This is a genomic window from Bradyrhizobium sp. 2TAF24 (assembly GCF_052115025.1).
Lineage (GTDB): Bacteria > Pseudomonadota > Alphaproteobacteria > Rhizobiales > Xanthobacteraceae > Bradyrhizobium_A.
Genome location: NZ_JBFRFW010000006.1, coordinates 258,223 through 275,974 on the forward strand (window position 1 = coordinate 258,223; position 17,752 = coordinate 275,974).

Genomic DNA, 17,752 nt, shown 5'->3' on the forward strand with positions numbered 1-17,752 from the left:
CTGTTGTGATTTATTTGTGACCGGGATGCCGGCACGACCGAGCACGAACGCCGGGCGGCCCGCTTATCTCTCATCGAGACCAGGAGGAAGTGACATGCGACAGGCTCATTTCATATCGGCGGCAATCGCGGCCGTGGCGTTCGCGACGACGGCCATGGCGGCACCGGTGCCCGACAGCGGCTACTACATCACCCAGGACAAGTCCGGCATCGTCAAGCTCGAGCCGTGCGGCAGCAACATCTGCGGCGTCCTGGTGTGGGGGCAGGATCTCAAGGACGGCGAGACCGACCAGGCCAATCCCAACCCGGCGCGGCGCTCGCGGCCGATCTGCGGCATGGCGGTGCTGCAGTTCGCGCGCTCCGGCGACAATGCCTCGGCCTATGATCCGGCGACCGGCAAGACCGAACGCGGCTTCGCCGTGACCGGCGATGCGTCGAAGCTGGTGCTCGGGGGCAGCGAAGGCGAGACCTGGCCGAAGACGTCGCAGCCGAGCCCGCGCTGCCGCTGAACACGCAGGCACGCCCGCCCCCGCGGCCCGGGCGTGATCGCAACGAACGTCCATGCGCCAAAGCGCATGGACGTTTTTTTTCAGGACAGCTGCAGCAGGCGCAGGATGTCCGGCACGATGGCCTGGGCATGCGACGGCGTGATCTCGTGCCCCATCGCCGCCAGCGGCAGGAAGCGGCTGCCGGCGATTCGCGCGGCCGCGTCCTGGCCGTGGGCAATCGGCAGCAGCGGATCGTGCTCGCCGTGCACGACGAGACAGCGCGCCGCGATCCGCTCCAGGTGGCGCCAGCGCTTGCGGTCCGCCAGGATCGCCGCATACTGGCGCGCGACACCCGTCCGGTTCGGCCAGCCATAGGCCGTCGACCGCGCGACGCGCTGCTCGAGCTCGGTGACGTCATCGGCCTGCAGCGGCCCGGCGATCAGGCGGCGGAACGCCAGGGCGGATGCGATGGCCGCCGGCAGATCATCCGGCTCGCGGCCGCTCAGCGCCCGCTGGACGTCGTCGCGCGGCGGCGGCAGCCCCGGCGCGCCCGACGACGACATGATCAGCGTCAGTGACCGCACCCGCCGCGGATGGGCCAGCGCGATGTGCTGGGCGATCATGCCGCCCATCGAGGCACCGACCAGGTGGGCGGCGGGGATGTTCAGCGCATCCAGCAGCGCGATCGCGTCCGCCGCCATGTCTGCGACGGTGTAGGGCGGCTTGACCCATTGCGGCAGTCGCAGCGTGCTGCACAGCCACAGCCGCAGCAGCGGCGGCGCGCCGAGCTGATCGAAGCGCGACGAACGGCCGACGTCGCGGTTGTCGCAACGGATCACCCGGCACCCCGCGCCGGTGAGGCCATCCACGAACGCGTCCGGCCAATCATGCAGTGTCTGGCCGAGGCCATGGATCAGCAGCACCGGAACGTCGGAGGATTTGCCCTCGCTCTGCCAGACAAGCCGCGGGCGGCCGGTGGTGGGTTGAAGGTCACGCATCGGAACACCTCGATTGAGTGGTGGTGGCGGATCGCTTTACGCTCCGACGCCGAGCGGCAGCTCGCCGCGGGCCACGAGATCGGCGCCGGAGCCAAAGCCGCAGAACGGCGCGAACAGGTCGAAGAACCAGGCGGGATCGATCGCCTCCTCCGGCGTCACGACACCGGCGGGCGGACGCTCCGCTGCGAAGCGATGCAGCGCGAGGCCGAGCGGCACGCCGGTCGCCCCGCTCATGCCGCCGGCCGGCAGACCGCGCAGCCAGGCGGCTGCGATCACCGGGCGGCCGGCGGTCTCGCCGCGCACCCATCCGAACAACGACGGCACTTCGGCGGCACCAGCCGGTTTCGCGCTCGCCTTGCCGTCCGGCTTCTCGATCTCGCGCGCGGCTTCCTTCAGCGACAGGATCTTGCGGTCGACGAGGGTCTGCAGCACGCGCAGGCCGGCGAAGGTGCGCTCGTCGGAGCCGGCCATGACATTGGTGCACGCCTGCAGGCCGCCGAACACCCGCGGCAGCGTCACTGCCTCGGGATGGCCGACACTCCAGACCGCGAGCCGGCCATGGCCTGGAAAGTCGATCTCGCGGCGCTGCAGCGGCTTCACCAGCACCGACGCGCCGCCATTGTGGACGCGGATCTTGCCGGACAGTTGCTGCATCCAGTGGACGACGGCGGCGCTCGGCTCGTCCGACGGCGCCCTCGCCTGCCCGCCCGCATCCTCCACGCCGTCGATCGACCAGCCGGTCAGGATCTCCAGCGGCCGCTCGATCGTCCGCGCCGCCGCCACCGCCAGCAGGTTGGTCAGGCCGGGGCTCGCGCCCATGCCGACAATGGCGGTGACGCCGCGCGCCCTGGCCTTGGCATCGAGCGCCAGCATCTGCAGCGTCGGCTCCCAGTCGTCGCAGATGTCGAGATAATGCGCTCCGGCGGCGATCACCGCCTCGAGCACCGGCACCCCCAACTCGAAGAACGGTCCCGAGGCGTTCATCACCACCGTGGCGCCATCGAGCACCGCCGCCAGCGCCGCCATGTCGCGGACATCGACATGGGCCGGCCGCGCCTTGCCGCGATGCCGCGCCGCGACCTGTTCGGCGCCGGCGAGATGGCGGTCGGCCACCACGACCTCGCGCACGAAACCGAGCTCCGCAGCCACCCGCACCGCGGTGCGCCCCATGCCGCCCGCGCCGCCCAACACCACCACCCGCATGTCGCCGTTTCCTTCCGTCGTGAAGCGGCGATAACTACACAACAGTTGTGATGTTTGTCCAGCGATGAAAGCGCGCGGAGAATGCGCCCTTTGCCAATAGCGGTGTCCCGGAATGACGCTGAAAAACGGAGCGACGCAGCGTGTCTCAGGCGGCAGCGACAACGATTGCGTTCAGCCCGCTCAAGCCGCGCCGCCCGATGGCGGCGCGTGGGGCGCGGGGGTGGGCTTGCCGCCGAACCGCATCTTGACCCACTCGCGCATGCTCTGGAACGTGACGTAGAGCATGGGGATCAGGAAGATGCCGATCGAGCTCGCCGCCAGCATGCCGCCGAACACCGCGGTGCCGACGCCGCGGCGGCTGATCTGGGCGGCGCCGGTGGCGATCACCAGCGGCACAAGGCCGAGGATGAAGGCGATCGAGGTCATCATCACGGCACGAAAGCGCGTCCGCGCGCCGAGCACCGCCGCCTCCAGGATGCCCTCGCCCTCCTCGCGGCGCTCCTTGGCGAACTCGACGATGAGGATGCCGTTCTTGGCCGCGAGCGCGATCAGCACCACGAGGCCGATCTGGCCGTAGAGATCGAGGCTGAGCCCGGCGAGCTTGATGCCGATGAACGAGCCGAGCACGCCGACCACGACCGACAGCAGCACCGGCACGGGAATGGTCCAGCTCTCGTACAGCGCCACCAGGAACAGGTAGGCGAACAGCACCGCGAGCGCGAGGATGGCGCCGGTCTGGCCGGAGGCCTGCTGCTCCTGATAGGCGGTGCCGGTCCATTCATAGCTGTAGCCCGCCGGCAGGGTGCGGCTCGACACCTCGCCCATCGCCGCGATCGCGCTGCCGGAAGAGATGCCCGGCGCCGGGCCGCCATTGATGGTGATGGACCGGTAGTTGTTGTAGCGGCTGATGACCTGTGGCCCCTGCACGATCTTGAGGCTGGCGATCGAGCGCATCGGCACCATCTCGCCGGCCTTGTTGCGGACATAGATCTGCCAGATCGCCGGGATGTCGCCGCGGTCGGCCGCCTCGCCCTGGACATTGACCTGCCAGGTGCGGCCATAGAGGTTGAAGTTGTTGACGTAGATGCCGCCGAGGGTGGCCTGCAGCGCGCTGAACACGTCGCTCATGTTCAGGCCCAGCGCCTGCGCCTTGGCGCGGTCGATGTCGAGATAGAGCGAGGGATTGGTGGCGGTGAAGGTGGAGAACACCCGCGTCAGCCGCGCGTCGCGGTTGGCGGCGCCGATCAGCCCCCCCATCACGCTGCTCATCGCCGCCGGGTCCTGCCCCTCCAGCGCCTCGAGCTGATACTCGAATCCGCCGCTGGTGGACAGCCCGATGATCGGCGGCAGGTTGAACGGCAGCACGCTGGCCTGGCGGACCTGACTGCCGGCACCGAACGTGCGGCCGATCAGCGCCTGCGCGCTCTCGGTGACGGCGGTGCGGTCGGCGAACGGCTTGAGGCGCACCACGATGAAGGTGGCGTTCGGCTCGGAGGCGCCGTCGAGCAGCGAGAAGCCGACGATCGACAGCACATGGGCGACGCCCGGCAGCGGCTTGAGGATGGCCTCGACCTGCTCGGTGACCGTGCTGGAGCGCGCCACCGACGCGCCGTCGGGCAGTTGCACCATGACGAAGAACGCGCCCTGGTCTTCCTCCGGCAGGAAGCCGGTCGGGGTGATCAGCGACAGGCCGAAAATGCTGCCCGCGAACACCAGCACGGCGACCAGCGACAATGTCGCCATCCGCACCAGGCGGTGCACGCCGCCGGCATAACGGTCGCGCACCCAGTCGATGCCGTCGCTGACGCGGCCCATGATGCCGTGGCGCGGCCCGGTATGGCGCAGGAACACAGCGCACAGCGCCGGCGACAGCGTCAGCGCGTTGATCGCCGAGATCACCATCGCCGCGGAGATCGTCACCGCGAACTGGCGGAACAGCTCGCCGGAAATGCCGGGGATGAAGGCGATCGGCACGAACACCGACAGCAGCACCAGGGTGATCGCGATCACCGGCGCGGTGATCTGGGCCATCGCCTTCTTGGTGGCGTCCGCCGGCGACAGCTCCGGCTCCTCCTCCATCACCCGCTCGACGTTCTCGACGACGACGATGGCGTCGTCGACCACGATGCCGATCGCCAGCACCATGGCGAGCAGCGACACGGTGTTGGCGGAATAGCCCAGCGCCAGCAGCACCACGAAAGTGCCGATCAGGCTGACCGGCACCGCGACCGCCGGGATGATGGTGGCGCGCAGGTTGCCGAGGAACAGGAACACCACGATCACCACCAGGATGAATGCCTCGAACAGCGTCTTCATCACCTCATGGATGGTGTCCTGCACGAAGTCGGTGGAATCGTACATCACCATGTATTTGAGGCCGGCCGGAAAGCGCTCCGACGCCTTCTTCAGCGTCGCCTGCACCGCCGCCGCGGTCTTCACCGCATTGGCGCCGGGCGCCAGATAAATGCCGATCGGCACCGACGGCCGGCCGTCGATGCGCGACTCGCTGTCGAGGTTCTGCGCCCCGATCTCGACCCGCGCGACGTCGCGGATGCGCAGCACCGAGCCGTCGGGATTGGCGCGCAGCACGATGTCGCCGAACTGCGCCGCGGTGGACAGGCGGCCCTGCGTCTGAACGTTGAACTGGAACTGCTGCTGGTCGCTGATCGGGCGGGCGCCGATGCGGCCGACCGCGGCCTGCACGCTCTGCGCCCGGATCGCGCTGACGACGTCGGAGGGCGCGAGGTTGAGGCTGGTGAGGCGCTGGGTATCGAACCAGATCCGCATCGAATAGTTCAGCTTGGCGAACAGGCTGGCTTGGCCGACGCCGGGCGTGCGCGAGATCGCATCGAGCACGTTGATGATGGCGTAGTTGGTGATGAACAGCGGATCCTGCTCGCCATTGTCGCTGTACAGCGTGATGAACTGCAGCACTGCCGAGGACTTCTTGGCGACGACGAGGCCCTGCTGCTGCACCTCGGACGGCAGTTGCGACAGCGCGGTCTGCACGCGGTTGTTGACGTTGACGGTGTTGATGTCGGGATCGGTGCCGAGCGCGAACGACACGGTCAGCGTGTAGGTGCCGTCGTTGCCGCTGGTCGACTTCATGTAGAGCATCTTGTCGACGCCGACGACCTGCGCCTCCAGCGGCTGCCCGACGCTCGCCTCCACCACCTCGGCCGAGGCGCCAGGGAAGACGCCGGACACCGTGACCTGCGGCGGCACGATGTCGGGAAACTGCGCCACCGGAATGCGGGTCAGCGCCAGCACGCCGGCAATCGTCATCACCAGCGCGATGACGATGGCGAGGCGCGGACGATCGACGAAGACCGACGAGATCATTTGCCGCTGCCCGCAGGCTGGGAGTTGGCCCCGCCGGACGCTCCGGCCTTGTCCGCGGCCGGCGCGCCGCCGGCGTTCGAGGTCTCGGCGTTCATGGTCGACTGCAGTTGCGGGCTCGGCGGCCCCGGCGCCACCGCCTGCCCCGGCCGCACCCGCTGCAGCCCCTCGACGATGACCTTGTCGCCCTTCGTCAGTCCGCCAATCACCGCCGCGACGGTGGTGGTCGACTGCCCCAGCTTGATGCGGCGCTGCTCGGCCTTGCTGTCAGGGCCGACCACATAGACATAGTCGCCCTGCTGGTCCGACAGCACCGCCGCGCGCGGCACCGCCAGCACCTGCACCGGCTGCACGCCCTCCAGCAGCACGGTGACGAACTCGCCGTCGATCAATTCGCGCAGGGTGCCGTCATTGGCCGTCGACAGCAGCGCGGGATTGGGGATGGTGCCGCGCAGCAGGATGGTGTCGGTGCTGGACGTCACCGTGTTCTCGGCGAAATCGAGCTTGCCGGTCTGGCTGTAGACCTTGCCGTTGGGCAGGCGGACACGGATCACCACGGCACTGTAGCCGCCCTGCCCGGCATACTGGTCGCGCAGGTCGAGCACCTGGCGCACCGACACCGGAAAGGTGACATACATCGGGTCCTGGCTGACGATGGTGGTGAGCACGCCGGAGCTCGGACTGACGACATTGCCGACGGTCACCGCGGTGCGGCCGATGCGGCCGTCGATCGGCGCATGGATGTCGGTGTAGTCGAGGTTGATCTGCGAGGTCTGCACCTGGGCATCGGCGGCCTGCACCTGGGCCTCGAGGGCGCGCTGGTTGGCGACCGCGGCGTCATAGCTCGACTGCTGCCCGGCGGGACCGGCGAGCAGCGTCTTCTGGCGTTCGGTGGTCAGCTTGGCGAGGTCGAGATTGGCCTGCAGCTGCTCGACGTTCGCCTTCTTGGCGGCGAGATCCGCCTCGAACGGGCCGCGCTCCAGCACGTACAGCCGATCGCCGGCCTTGACCTCGGAGCCCTCGTCATAGAGGCGCTTGTCCATGAACGCGGTGACGCGGGCGACCACGTTGACGCGGTTGGTGGCCTCGATGCGGCCGAGGAACTCGCTGGATTCGATGATCGGCCGGATGGAGGCCTCGACCACTCCCACCGCCGGCGGTCCGGCCGGCGCCGGCTGGGCGCGCAGCGGCAAGTCAGAAATGGCAAGGATCGGGAGAGCGAGCAGCAGGCCGGCCCACAGGGGGCGGGACCTCAACAGGCTTGCCCATCGTCCCGCGCTGGCAGGCCCTGCGCAACACATCTTGGCCCGTTGCATTCCCCTTCGCTCCCGAGGCTGGATCGGACGGCGACAGCATGATGGGAGCGAGCCGGACGTGCAGAGACAAGCTCGACCCGGGATGACGAGGGAATGATAGCGGGGAATTTTGACGGCGCAACCACACGCGAGACGGCGGCAACCGCGCGGCGAACGTCACGGGTTCCACGCGCGGTCGCGGTGAATGGCGGGGCGGACGCGCGGTATGACCACACGGACATCAAACACGCTCGAGCGGCAGCCAGATGCCGCTCGGCCGTTTCGTTCGGGATCGTTCGCTCAGGAGCCGAACGCCACCGGACGGAACGCCTGCACCAGCTGCTGGTCGAGCTTGTCGCCCATGTGCTCCAGCGTGCCGAACGCAGCCTCGCGGGAGAGCGAGGTGTCCTGGCCGCTGCGCTCCACCAGCGCGGCGAACACGTCGACCATGGTGATGATGCGCACGATGTCGGAAATGTCGCCGTTGCGCAGCTGGTCGGGATAGCCGGTGCCGTCGAGCAGCTCATGGTGATGCAGCACCACGTCGAGCATCTCGCGCGGGAAGCTCGCCTGCGCCGCCAGCGCGTCATAGCCGCGGCGGGTATGCTCGCGCATCACCGCATCCTCGTCGTCCGTCAGCGCGTCGGCCTTGTTGAGGATCGAGAGCGGGATGAACGCCTTGCCGACGTCGTGAATCAGGCCGGCGCGGGCGAGACGGCGCTGGTCCTCCTCGCGCATGCCGAGGTGCTGGCCGAACGCCACCGCAAAACCGGTGACCAGCAGGCAGTGGCGGTAGCTGCGGTTGTGGTGACGGCGGACCGCGAGCACCCACTCCTTCAGCGATGAGCGCTTGAGCGCCTTGAGGATGCGCGTTTCCTCCTGCATGACGTCATCGGGGGTCAGCGGCACACCGGCGCGGAGCTTCTCGAACACCCGCACCAGCACCGCATGGGCCGCAGCGACCCCGCGCGACAGCGCCTCGCGGCTCGCGCTGGTCTCTTCCTTCTCCTGGGTATAGGCGAACGAGGCGTTGAGGCGGCGCAGCACCGCATCGGCTTCGAACGGCCGCTGGATGGTATCGGTGGCGCCCAGCGCCCAGGCCTGGGTCGAGCCGTGATGCAGCGTATCGGCGAGCACGAACAGGCGCGGCATCGACTGGTAGGCCTTGGCGACCAGCTTGCGGCGCACCCGCTGCACGCTCTCGGTCGAGCGCAGGTCGATATCGACCACGATGCCGGACAGGCTCTTCAGTGGCTTCTCCGGCATGTCCGCGGTCGACACCACGTCGACATTGCCGACGACCGACATGATCCGCGCCAGCTCGCTGCTGCGGTCACCCCGATCGGACGCCAGAAGCAAGTACCTCCGGCCGAGAGAACCATCGACTAACGACATACTCAAACCTCAACGATGCCCCATGCTTCGTCGAGGATGTACAGGAAAAACCGTTCCCGGAGATTAACGAGTATTATGAATGCGTTATCGGGGAAATCGATAAAATTTGAAGGATGTCGAGCCACGCTTTGCGCGGGCTCCGGGCGCGGCAGCCGCCGCGCCGTCAGCCCTTTCGGTCGGGGTTTGCCGACGCGGTCGGCCCGGTCTTGCGCTGGGCGGGACCTGCGATCCGCACCTGATCGTTCTCGGCAAGACCATCCGGCGGCGTCACGATGATGCGGTCGTCGGCGGCAAGCCCCGAGGCGATCTCGATCTCGCGGCCGAGATCGCGGGCGATCGTCACCTTCTTGAAGGCGACGCGGTCGCCCGCCCCGACGGTTGCGACCCGCAGGCCGTTCTGATCGAAAATGAGGGCGCTGGCCGGAATGTGCAGCGGCTGCACGTCGCGCGACAGGTCGAGGCGGACATTGCTGTAGCTGCCCGGCAGCAGCTCGCCCTTGTCGTTCGTGACGCCGAGCTGCATGCGGGTGGTGCCCGAGCCGACATCGACCGCCTGCGACGACGATTCCACCACCGCCGGGAAGGCGCGGTCGGGATATTCCGGCACCGAGACCATCGCTCGGGTGCCGACCTTGATCAGCGGCACGTAGGTCTGCGGCACGTTGACATAGACGCGCAGCTTGCCGGTGCTCGAGATCACGAACATCGCCGAACCGCCGCTGCCGGCATTGATCAGCGCCCCGACATCGGTGTCGCGCGCGGTGACGATGCCGTCGAACGGCGCGGTGAGGCGCTTGTAGCCGGCGAGYGCCTCGAGGCGGTCGACATTGGCCTGACCCGACTTCACCAGCGCGGTCTTGCTGTTGAGGTCGGCAGTGCGCTCGTCGACGTCCTGCTGGGAGGCGAAGCTCTGGGTCAGCAGCGCCTGGCGGCGCTTCAGCGTCGCCTCCGAGAGCTTGGCCGCGGCCTGGGCGTTGAGGAGATCGGCGCGGGCCTGCAGCAGCTGCTGGTCGAGATCCGGCGCCTCGATCTCGGCAAGCAGGTCGCCGGATTTGACGCGGGCGCCGATGTCGACCTTCCAGTCCCGGACATAGCCGCTGACGCGGGCGTAGATCGGCGCCCGGAAATAGGCCTCGAGCCGCCCCGGCAGGTTGAGCACGGGATTGAGCGTCTTGCCGTCGGGCAGCGCCACGGCGACCGTCGGGATCGCCTGGGCCTCGGTCCATTCCCGCAGGTGGGCATCGCCCTTCTCGCGGGCAACCATGCCGGTGACCACCACGACGATCACCGCGGCGCCGGCGAGCAGGCCGGCGATGCCGAGCTTGCGGCGGCTGATCGCGGGCGGGGTCGGTTCAAGCGGCATGGTGCGTCTCCGTTGGCGCGTGCCGTCGTCCATGGACCAGACTGAAGACCACGGGAACGAACATCAGCGTAGCAAGGGTTGCGAAAATAAGGCCGCCGATCACGGCGCGGCCGAGCGGCGCATTCTGCTCGCCACCCTCGCCGAGACCGAGCGCCATCGGTGCCATGCCGATGATCATGGCGAGCGCGGTCATCAGCACCGGGCGGAAGCGGACGAAGCCGGCCTCGCGGGCGGCGGCGACCGCATCGCCCAGCGCACCGAGGCGCTCGCGGGCGAAGCTGATGACCAGCACGCTGTTGGCGGTGGCGACGCCCATGCACATGATGGCGCCGGTCAGCGCCGGCACCGACAGCGTGGTCTGGGTGGCGAACAGCATCCAGACGATGCCGGCGAGCGCCGCCGGCAGCGCGGTGATGATGACGAACGGGTCCGACCACGACTGGAAGTTGACGACGATCAGCAGGTAGATCAGGACCACCGCGCCGAGCAGGCCGAACAGCAGTCCGGCGAAGGCGCTGTTCATGGTCTTGACCTGCCCGAGCAGCACGACGCTGCTGCCCTTCGGCACGTCCCTGGCGGTGTCGGCGATCGCCCGCTGCACGTCGGCGGCGACCGCGCCGAGATCGCGGCCCTGCGGCGTCGCGTAGATCTGCACCATCGACTGGATGTTGTACTGGGACACCACCGCGTTCGAGGTGGTGCGGTTGATGTTGGCGATGCCGCCGAGGATCGGCAGCGAGCCGATGCCGGCCGCGGTGATCGGCAGGGTCTGCAGCGCGCTCAACGAGTCGATCTGGTACTGCGGCGTCTGCATCACGATCGGATACGACACGCCGTTGTCGGGGTTGAGCCAGTAGGTCGGCGCGACCTGCGAGCTGCCGGCGAGGTTCACCACCAGACTGTTGGTGACGTCGCGCTCGGTCAAGCCGATGTACTGCGCCCGCGTGCGATCGACGTCGACATTGAAGGTCGGATTGCTCTGCGACTGCTGGATGCGGGCGTCCGCGATACCGGGGATGTGGCGGATCTTGCCGAGCAGCAGGTTGGCGTAGGCGAAGTTGGCCGGCAGGTTGGCGCCGCGGACCTGCAGGTCGATCGGCGCCGGCGCACCGAAGTTGAGGATCTGGCTGACGATGTCGGCCGGCAGGAACGCGAAGGTCACGCCCGGAAACGCGCGCGGCAGCTCCTCGCGCAGCAGCTGGACGTATTCGGCGGTCGGACGATGATCTTCCTTGAGCTTGATCTGGATGTCGCCGTCCTGGGTGCCGATCACACCGGTGTTGTTGTAGGTCATGTTGATGCCGCTGATCGGCATGCCGATGTTGTCGACCATGGTGTCGAGCTGATCGGGGGGGATCAGGCGGCGGATCGCCTTCTGGATGTCGGCGAACTGGCCGGCGGTCTCCTCGACACGGGTGCCGACCTGGGTGCGCACATGCATCAGGATCTGGCCGGTGTCGACCGCGGGGAAGAAGTTGCGCCCGAGGAACGGTGTCAGCAGGAACGAAGCCGCCACGACCAGCAGGAAGCCGCCGACGAACACGCCGCGATGGTGGAGCGCGAGATCGAGCAGGTCGCGATAGCCGGCGCGGAGCCGCTCGAAGCCGGCCTCGAAGCCGCGCTGGAAGCGCACCAGGGGATTGCGCGAGCGCGGCGCGCCCTCGCCTTCGCCTTTACCTTCGCCATGGCCGTGCACGTCATGGGCACGCAGCAGATAGTTCGCCATGGTCGGCACCAGGGTGCGCGACAGGATGAACGAGCAGATCATGGCGAAGATCACGGCTTCGGCCATCGGCACGAACAGGAAGCGCGCGACGCCCTCCAGGAAGAACATCGGCACGAACACGATGCAGATGCACAGCAGCGAGACGAACGCCGGCGTCACGATCTGCGCCGCGCCGTCCATGATCGAGGTCTCGACGTCCTTGCCGTGCTCGATATGCCAGTTGATGTTCTCGATGGTCACCGTGGCGTCGTCGACCAGGATGCCGACGGCGAGCGCGAGGCCGCCCAGCGTCATGATGTTGAGCGTCTCGCCGATCGCCGACAGCGCGATGATCGAGCCGAGGATGGCGAGCGGGATCGAGGTGGCGATGATGACGGTCGAGCGCCAACTGCCGAGGAACAACAGGATCATCAGGCTGGTCAGCGCCGCGGCGATGGCGCCTTCGGTCGCGACCCCGGTGATGGCGCCGCGCACGAACACCGACTGGTCGGCGAGCAGCGACACCTTGAGCTGCTCCGGCAGGGTGCCGCGCATCTCCACCAGCATCTGCTTGATGCCGGCGATGATGGCGAGCGTCGACGCCGAGCCGTTCTTGAGCACCTGGAGCAGCGCCGAGCGATTGCCGTCGACATGGACGATGTTGGTCTGCGGCGGGTTGCCGTCGCGCACCTCGGCGACGTCGCGCAGGTAGACCATGGCGCCGTTGACCGCCTTGATCGGCAGGCTGCCGAGGTCCTCGAGCCGCGTCGCCGCGTTGTTGAGCTGGATGGTGTACTCGAACGCGCCGATCTTCTGGGTGCCGACCGGGGTGATCAGGTTCTGAGCCGCCAGCGTGTTGGCGACGTCCTGGCCGGACAGGCCGCGGGCCTGCATCGCGGCGGAATTGAGGTCGATCTGGATCTGGCGCTGCTTGCCGCCGAACGGGTACGGGATCGCGGCGCCCGGGATGGTGACGAGCGGCGTGCGCACCACATTGATGGCGAGGTCGCCGAGGTTCTGCTCGCTGAGGCCCTCGCCGCCGAGCGCGATCTGCAGGATCGGCACGGTGGCGGCGCTGTAGTTCAGGATCAGCGGCGGGGTCGCGCCCGGCGGCATCTGCTTGATCAGCGTCTGCGAGATTGCCGTGACCTGGGCGTTGGCGGTGCGGATGTCGACGTTGGGCTGGAAGAAGATCTTGATGATGCCGAAGCCGCTATAGGAGTTGGCCTCGATATGCTCGATGTCGTTGACCGTGGTGGTCAGCGCCTTCTGGAACGGCGTGGTGATGCGGCCGGACATCTGGTCCGGCGGCAGGCCGGTGTACTGCCAGACGACGCCGATCACCGGGATGCGGATCTCGGGAAAAATGTCGGTCGGCGTGCGCAGCGCCGCCAGCGGCCCGACGATCAGGATCAATAGCGCGAGCACGACAAAGGTATAGGGACGCGTCAGCGCGATGCGGACAAGGCCGATCATTGACGTAAAGCTTCCTCGATCCGCGAAACCGTGGGCGTTGTGGCGATGATGGAGTGATGCCGCCCCGGGGAATCCCCCAGCTGCGACAAAACATACCAATCACGCCACGGTCCGGCAACGGCGTCTCGGAAAAGTGAAGGCCTTCGAATGGGATACCGCAGCCGCAAAGAGGCATTTCCGCAATTGCGTGACAATGCTACATGGCACCCATGTCCTTTTGCGTCGCCGCACTCTACCAGTTCCTGCCCCTGCCCGATTTCCGTGCATTGCGGGCGCCATTGCGCGCGCGCTGTGAGCAGTTGCAGGTCAAGGGCACGCTGCTGCTCGCCGCCGAGGGCCTCAACGGCACGGTTTGCGGCACCGACGCCGCCATCGCCGCGCTGATCACCGAGTTGAAACACGGCCCGCTGTTCGGCGGCCGGCTCGACAACCTCGAGCTGAAGTTGTCAACCGCCGAGCAGATGCCGTTCGGGCGACTGAAGGTGCGCCTCAAAAAGGAAATCGTGACCTTCGGCGACGCCAGCGCCGATCCGACCCGGCAGGTCGGCACCTATGTGCCGGCCGCAGACTGGAATGCGCTGATCGCGGAGCCGGACGTGGTGCTGATCGACACCCGCAACGCCTTCGAGGTGGCGATGGGCACCTTCGAGGGCGCGCGCGATCCGCAGATCGCCCGCTTCAGCGACTTCCGCGATTACGTCCGCAGCACGCTCGATCCGGTCCGGCACAAGAAGATCGCGATGTTCTGCACCGGCGGCATCCGCTGCGAGAAGGCCTCGGCCTACCTGCTGGCGCAGGGGTTCGCCGAGGTCTATCACCTCAAGGGCGGCATCCTGAAATATCTCGAGGATGTGCCTGAAAGCGACAGCCGCTGGCGCGGCGGCTGTTTCGTGTTCGATGAGCGCGTCGCGCTCGGCCACGGCCTGGTCGAACAGCACGGCATCATCCAGACCGGCGAGACTGATCATGACTGAGACCACCGAACGGCTGGATTCCCTGGAAATCCGCATCGCCTACCAGGACGAAATCATCGAGACGCTGAACAAGGCGGTGACCGAACAGTGGGTGCGGATCGAGGCGCTGACGCGCGAGATCGGCCGCCTCACCGACCGTGTGCGCGAAGCGGAGAACCGCTCCGCGGCATCCGCTGCGCCGGAGCCGCCGCCGCCGCATTATTGATCCGCGGGCGCCGACCACACCGGCTGCGTCATTGCCGGGCGAAGACCTGGCAATCCAGCCTGGTCCTGTTCGCAGACGACCAAAGCTGGATCCAGAGCAACGCGGCTATGCCGAGTTGCGTTTTTAAGAAACCCAACTCGGAAACATTCGACTTGGGACGTCTCGGCGCTGCGCGCCGGCCCGGTGATGACGCCGAGAACGAAGAAGCATGCCGCGTCCCAAAAGCCTACGATGCCCTACACCGCGACCTTGCGGTGACGGATCGGGCCGCCGCGGGTCAGCCGCTCGGCGGCTTCGATGATGGCGTTGGTGTCGATGCCGTATGCGGCATAAAGATCATCAATGGTGCCGGTCTGGCCGAAATGGTCGACGCCGAGCGCCTCGACGCGGTGGCCATGGACGCCCCCGAGCCAGGCGAGCGTCGCCGGGTGGCCGTCGATGACCGTGACGAGGCCACAGTGGCGCGGCAGCGGCGCCAGCAGCCGCTCGATGTGGCTTGCGCTGGCGATCGCGCCTTCGCGCTGGCGGCGACGCGACGCGGTCCAGCCACTGTACAGCCGGTCGGCCGAGGTGACGGCCAGCAGGCCGATGTCGCGGCGACCGTCGCCGAGCAGGCCCGTCGCCTCGATCGCTTCGGGCGCGACCGTGCCGGTGTAGGCGATCACCAGCTCGGCATTCGGCCCGGGCTTGCGCAGCCAGTAGGCGCCATCGGCGATGCCAGCTTCGAGTTCAGGGGTGAGCACGCGCTGCGGCTGGTCGATGGTGCGGGTGGACAGCCGCAGGTAGACCGAGCCGCCGCCCTCCTGGCCGGGAAGCGCGGCATCGGCCGCATCCTTCTGCATGTGAACGAACCCCCAGCGCATGATCGCGGCGAGCTCGTCGACGAACGCCGGCTCGAACGACGACAGGCCGTCCTGCGCGAGGCCGATCAGCGGCGTGCCGATCGACTGGTGCGCGCCGCCCTCCGGCGCCAGCGAGATGCCCGACGGCGTCGCCACCACCATGAAGCGGGCGTCCTGGTAGCAGGCGTAGTTGAGGGCATCGAGGCCGCGGGCGATGAACGGGTCGTACAGCGTGCCGACCGGCAGCAGCCGTTCACCGTTGATGCTGTGTGACAACCCCAGCGCGGAGAGCAGGAGAAACAAGTTCATCTCGGCGATGCCAAGCTCGATATGCTGGCCTTTCGGCGAGAAATCCCAGGCGAAGGTCGAGGGGATCTTTTCTTTCCGGAACTGGTCGACCTGCTCGGCGCTGGCGAACAGGCCACGGCGGTTGACGAAGCCGCCGAGATTGGTCGACACGGTGACGTCCGGCGATGTCGTGACAAGGCGCGCGGCGAGATCGCTGTCGCCCCGGGCAAGTTCGCTGAGGATCAGCCCGAAGCCCTGCTGGGTCGACATCCGCGCGGCTGGCGTGAACGACAACCGCTCGGGCACCGCGATCACCGGCGCCGACAGACGGCGACGCCCATCGCGCCCGAACGGCACATCGGCGAGAAACCTCTCCAGCACCTGCGGCGCGAGGTCGAGGCCCTCGAAGCGGTCCCACTCGTGGCCCGGACGGATGTTCTGCGCCGCGCGCCACGCCTCCATCTGCGCCACCGTCATCAGGCCGGCATGGTTGTCCTTGTGACCCTGGAACGGCAGGCCGATGCCCTTGATGGTGTAGGCGATGAAGCAGACGGGGCGATCGTGGTCGATCGCCTCGAACGCCGCGATCAGGGTCTCGACGTCATGGCCGCCGAGGTTGGACATCAGCGCCAGCAGCTCGGCATCGGAGCGCTTCTCGATGAGCCGCGTGATGTCGCCCTGGTCGCCGATATCGTCGAGCAGCCGCTTGCGGAACGCCGCCCCGCCCTGGAACGACAGCGCCGCATAGACCTGGTTCGGACAGCCGTCGATCCAGCGCCGCAGCGCCTCGCCGCCCGGCTCGGCAAAGGCCTCGCGCATCAGGCGGCCATATTTGATGATGACCACGTCCCAGCCGAAGTTGCGGAACATGACTTCGAATTTCTCCCACAGCCCCTCCCGCACCACCGCATCGAGACTCTGGCGGTTGTAATCGACCACCCACCAGGTGTTGCGCAGGCCCTGCTTCCAGCCCTCCGCCAAAGCCTCGAAGATGTTGCCCTCGTCCATCTCGGCATCGCCGACCAGCGCGATCATCCGTCCCTCGGGACGGTCCTTCATCCAGCCATGGGCGGTGACGTAGGACTGCACCACCGAGGAGAACAGCGTCTGCGCGACGCCGAGCCCGACCGAGCCGGTGGAGAAGTCGACGTCGTCGGTGTCCTTGGTGCGCGAGGGATAGGACTGCGCCCCCTTCAGGCCGCGAAAATGCTCGAGCTTGTCGCGGGTCTGGTGGCCGAGCAGGTACTGGATGGCGTGAAACACCGGGCTGGCATGCGGCTTCACCGCGACGCGGTCCTGCGGCTTCAGCACCGCGAAATACAGCGCTGACATGATGGCGGCGAGCGAGGCGGACGAGGCCTGGTGGCCGCCGACCTTGAGGCCGTCGACATTGGGGCGGATGTGGTTGGCGTTGTGGATCGTCCAGGACGACAGCCACAGCGCCTTGCGGGTCAGGGCGGACAGGATCTCGGTGCGGGACGGCGATTGCGGCATGACGGTCACCCGATGGGATGGATGCGCGAGGCTAGCAGCGCCACCGTCAGCTTAGATCCCAAAGACGATCGCCAGAATGGCAATTATTGGTATATCATGCCGATCACGAAGCTAAATCCGGCGATTTATTCCAATGACAGCCCTCGACTCGATCGACCGCAAGATTCTCGCCGTGCTCCAGGCTGACAGCCGCGTCACCATGCAGGAGCTCGCCGACAAGGTCGGCCTGTCGGTGTCGCCGTGCCACCGCCGGGTCAAGCTGATGGAGGAGCGCGGCGTCATCACCGGCTATATCGCCACCGTGAACCAGAAGGCGCTGGGGCTGCCGGTCAGCGTGTTCATCTCGATCAAGCTGGCGCGGCAGAAGGAAGAAGACCTCGAGCGCTTCGCGCGCGCGATCTCGACCTGGGACGAGGTGCTGGAGTGCTATCTGATGACCGGCAACCGCGACTATCTCCTGCGCGTCGTCGCCGCCGACCTCGCCTCCTACGAAGCGTTTTTGAAAAACAAGCTCACCCGCCTCGACGGCATCGCCTCGATCGAGTCGAGCTTTGCGCTCAGCCAGGTGAAGTACTCGATCGCGCTGCCGGTGTGAGTGCAAGGCACTCTCCCGGGCCTCATGGTTCGAGACGCGCGGCGATGCCGCGCTCCTCACCATGAGGAGCAAGGCCGGGATCATACAATTGGC

At 67.6% G+C, this 17,752-nt stretch carries 12 protein-coding genes; 4 read left to right on the forward strand and 8 right to left on the reverse strand.

The features are described from left to right. The first annotated feature begins 94 nt into the window (after nt 1-94). Nucleotides 95-508 carry a DUF2147 domain-containing protein gene (locus AB4Z37_RS12235; RefSeq protein WP_441516998.1) on the forward strand — a complete coding sequence of 138 codons (414 nt, stop codon included), beginning with the start codon at nt 95-97 and terminating at the stop codon, nt 506-508. 80 nt (nt 509-588) lie between these two features. Here AB4Z37_RS12235 and AB4Z37_RS12240 read toward each other — a convergent pair whose 3' ends face one another. The 7 genes from AB4Z37_RS12240 to AB4Z37_RS12270 form a co-directional block, all read right to left on the reverse strand. Beyond that, nucleotides 589-1,485, reverse strand: coding sequence for an alpha/beta fold hydrolase (locus tag AB4Z37_RS12240; RefSeq protein ID WP_441516999.1), 897 nt, complete (start codon nt 1,483-1,485; stop codon nt 589-591). Nucleotides 1,486-1,521: 36 nt separating this feature from the next. Then, nucleotides 1,522-2,688 carry a saccharopine dehydrogenase family protein gene (locus tag AB4Z37_RS12245; RefSeq protein ID WP_441517000.1) on the reverse strand — a complete coding sequence of 389 codons (1,167 nt, stop codon included), beginning with the start codon at nt 2,686-2,688 and terminating at the stop codon, nt 1,522-1,524. A gap of 180 nt (nt 2,689-2,868) precedes the next feature. Continuing rightward, entirely contained in the window at nt 2,869-6,030 is a 3,162-nt protein-coding gene (locus tag AB4Z37_RS12250) for an efflux RND transporter permease subunit (RefSeq protein ID WP_441517001.1), read from the reverse strand. Beyond that, entirely contained in the window at nt 6,027-7,283 is a 1,257-nt protein-coding gene (locus AB4Z37_RS12255; RefSeq protein WP_441517002.1) for an efflux RND transporter periplasmic adaptor subunit, read from the reverse strand. Before AB4Z37_RS12255 ends, AB4Z37_RS12250 begins: the two co-directional genes overlap by 4 nt. A gap of 339 nt (nt 7,284-7,622) precedes the next feature. Continuing rightward, nucleotides 7,623-8,717 carry an HD-GYP domain-containing protein gene (locus tag AB4Z37_RS12260; protein ID WP_441517003.1) on the reverse strand — a complete coding sequence of 365 codons (1,095 nt, stop codon included), beginning with the start codon at nt 8,715-8,717 and terminating at the stop codon, nt 7,623-7,625. Nucleotides 8,718-8,880: 163 nt separating this feature from the next. Next, on the reverse strand, nt 8,881-10,080 hold the full coding sequence (locus AB4Z37_RS12265) for an efflux RND transporter periplasmic adaptor subunit (RefSeq protein WP_441517004.1): 1,200 nt from the start codon (nt 10,078-10,080) through the stop codon (nt 8,881-8,883). After that, entirely contained in the window at nt 10,070-13,261 is a 3,192-nt protein-coding gene (locus AB4Z37_RS12270; RefSeq protein ID WP_441517005.1) for an efflux RND transporter permease subunit, read from the reverse strand. Before AB4Z37_RS12270 ends, AB4Z37_RS12265 begins: the two co-directional genes overlap by 11 nt. Nucleotides 13,262-13,470: 209 nt before the next feature. Here AB4Z37_RS12270 and trhO point away from each other — a divergent pair, with 209 nt between their 5' ends. Both trhO and AB4Z37_RS12280 read left to right on the forward strand, forming a co-directional pair. Then, nucleotides 13,471-14,235 carry an oxygen-dependent tRNA uridine(34) hydroxylase TrhO gene (gene trhO, locus AB4Z37_RS12275; protein WP_441517053.1) on the forward strand — a complete coding sequence of 255 codons (765 nt, stop codon included), beginning with the start codon at nt 13,471-13,473 and terminating at the stop codon, nt 14,233-14,235. Next, nucleotides 14,228-14,440, forward strand: coding sequence for a SlyX family protein (locus tag AB4Z37_RS12280; protein ID WP_441517006.1), 213 nt, complete (start codon nt 14,228-14,230; stop codon nt 14,438-14,440). Before trhO ends, AB4Z37_RS12280 begins: the two co-directional genes overlap by 8 nt. Nucleotides 14,441-14,676: 236 nt before the next feature. Here the strand turns inward: AB4Z37_RS12280 and AB4Z37_RS12285 are convergent, their stop codons facing one another. Continuing rightward, nucleotides 14,677-17,064, reverse strand: a complete 2,388-nt coding sequence (locus tag AB4Z37_RS12285) for a transketolase (RefSeq protein WP_441517007.1) — start codon at nt 17,062-17,064, stop codon at nt 14,677-14,679. A gap of 133 nt (nt 17,065-17,197) precedes the next feature. Between AB4Z37_RS12285 and AB4Z37_RS12290 the strand changes: the two genes are divergently transcribed. Beyond that, nucleotides 17,198-17,659: an Lrp/AsnC family transcriptional regulator gene (locus tag AB4Z37_RS12290; protein WP_441517008.1), complete on the forward strand. Its 462-nt coding sequence runs from the start codon at nt 17,198-17,200 to the stop codon at nt 17,657-17,659. Nucleotides 17,660-17,752: the final 93 nt, after the last annotated feature.

Bases quoted from the DNA above. Each gene is read 5' to 3' on its own strand.
- AB4Z37_RS12235 (WP_441516998.1), top strand. From the start codon at position 95: ATGCGACAGGCTCATTTCATATCGGCGGCAATCGCGGCCGTGGCGTTC.
- AB4Z37_RS12240 (WP_441516999.1), bottom strand. From the start codon at position 1,485: ATGCGTGACCTTCAACCCACCACCGGCCGCCCGCGGCTTGTCTGGCAG.
- AB4Z37_RS12245 (WP_441517000.1), bottom strand. From the start codon at position 2,688: ATGCGGGTGGTGGTGTTGGGCGGCGCGGGCGGCATGGGGCGCACCGCG.
- AB4Z37_RS12250 (WP_441517001.1), bottom strand. From the start codon at position 6,030: ATGATCTCGTCGGTCTTCGTCGATCGTCCGCGCCTCGCCATCGTCATC.
- AB4Z37_RS12260 (WP_441517003.1), bottom strand. From the start codon at position 8,717: ATGTCGTTAGTCGATGGTTCTCTCGGCCGGAGGTACTTGCTTCTGGCG.
- AB4Z37_RS12270 (WP_441517005.1), bottom strand. From the start codon at position 13,261: ATGATCGGCCTTGTCCGCATCGCGCTGACGCGTCCCTATACCTTTGTC.
- trhO (WP_441517053.1), top strand. From the start codon at position 13,471: ATGTCCTTTTGCGTCGCCGCACTCTACCAGTTCCTGCCCCTGCCCGAT.
- AB4Z37_RS12280 (WP_441517006.1), top strand. From the start codon at position 14,228: ATGACTGAGACCACCGAACGGCTGGATTCCCTGGAAATCCGCATCGCC.
- AB4Z37_RS12285 (WP_441517007.1), bottom strand. From the start codon at position 17,064: ATGCCGCAATCGCCGTCCCGCACCGAGATCCTGTCCGCCCTGACCCGC.
- AB4Z37_RS12290 (WP_441517008.1), top strand. From the start codon at position 17,198: ATGACAGCCCTCGACTCGATCGACCGCAAGATTCTCGCCGTGCTCCAG.